General features: G+C 68.7%; 2 protein-coding genes. Both read right to left on the bottom strand.

What is annotated here, in order from left to right:
* Positions 1–644: hypothetical protein (locus tag MBA17_RS49040; RefSeq protein ID WP_238505834.1), on the bottom strand; the 644-nt coding region annotated here is incomplete at its 3' end.
* 1 nt (position 645) lies between these two features.
* Positions 646–853, bottom strand: a 208-nt coding sequence (locus MBA17_RS49035) for a hypothetical protein (RefSeq protein ID WP_238505833.1), incomplete at its 5' end; no start/stop codon positions are given.

Genomic DNA, 853 nt, shown 5'->3' with positions numbered 1-853 from the left:
TCGGCGTTCTCCGCGGCGGCGGCATGCTCCAGCGGGTTCGTGTCGCCCCCGGCGAGGTTCGCCGCGGCTGCGGCGGCGAACAGGCGGGTGGTCAGGTCGTCGCCTTCGAGGCGTGCGATGACCTCGCCGGGGTCCGCCCGCTCGGTCTCCTGCCGGATCAGCCACTCTGTCAGAGCTCTGACCTTGCCGGTGTGCAGGTGCGGCGCGCCCGCCGCCAGCAGGGTGGCCGTCGCGCCGGCCAGGAACCGGAGAACCTTCCAGCGCACGGCCGCCTCAGGGTCCTCGCTCAGGCGCAGGGTGCGCGCGATCAGGGCTCCGTCGTGGATCGTGGCGTTCGTCTGCACCACCTCGACAGCGTAGAACCGCACTCTCTGCAGCCGATGGTCGAGAAGGGCCGGAATCTCCCCCATCATCGGGGCGGCGCGATCGCCCAGTTCCGAGAGCAGCCAGGCGCCCGTCGTCGCGCAGGTCTCGTCGTCGCTGTGGATCAGCCTGCCGAGGTTCACCACGGGATATCCCGCGAACAGCTCGTTCAGCAGGTCGTTGGCGGCGGGCCCGACGACGGTGTCGTCGCCTGGGTGCGCACAGATGCGTTCTATCAGGTCCGCAGGCCGTGCCCCGGTGTATCGCTCCGCACCGTCCATCTCAGTCGTCCTCCAGCATTCTCAGGGCCTCACGTTCCCGGCGCATCCTTTCCGCATGGCCTGCGTCGGACCCTCCGAGCCACGCGTCCTCCTCCTCCCTTGTCTTGATACTGTCGCGGAGTTCCTTGGCCAGCCGTCTCCTCTCAGCAGCCGTCGTGCCGATGGTGGTGTCGGGAATGTCGCCATGAAACTTCCCGGTGTTGTCCTTC

Origin of the sequence: Dolomitihabitans soli (genome assembly GCF_022213955.1) — a bacterium.
In the GTDB taxonomy this organism is placed as follows: Bacteria; Actinomycetota; Actinomycetes; order Streptosporangiales; family Streptosporangiaceae; genus Streptosporangium_A; species Streptosporangium_A soli.
This window is presented reverse-complemented; position numbering and strand designations above follow the sequence as displayed.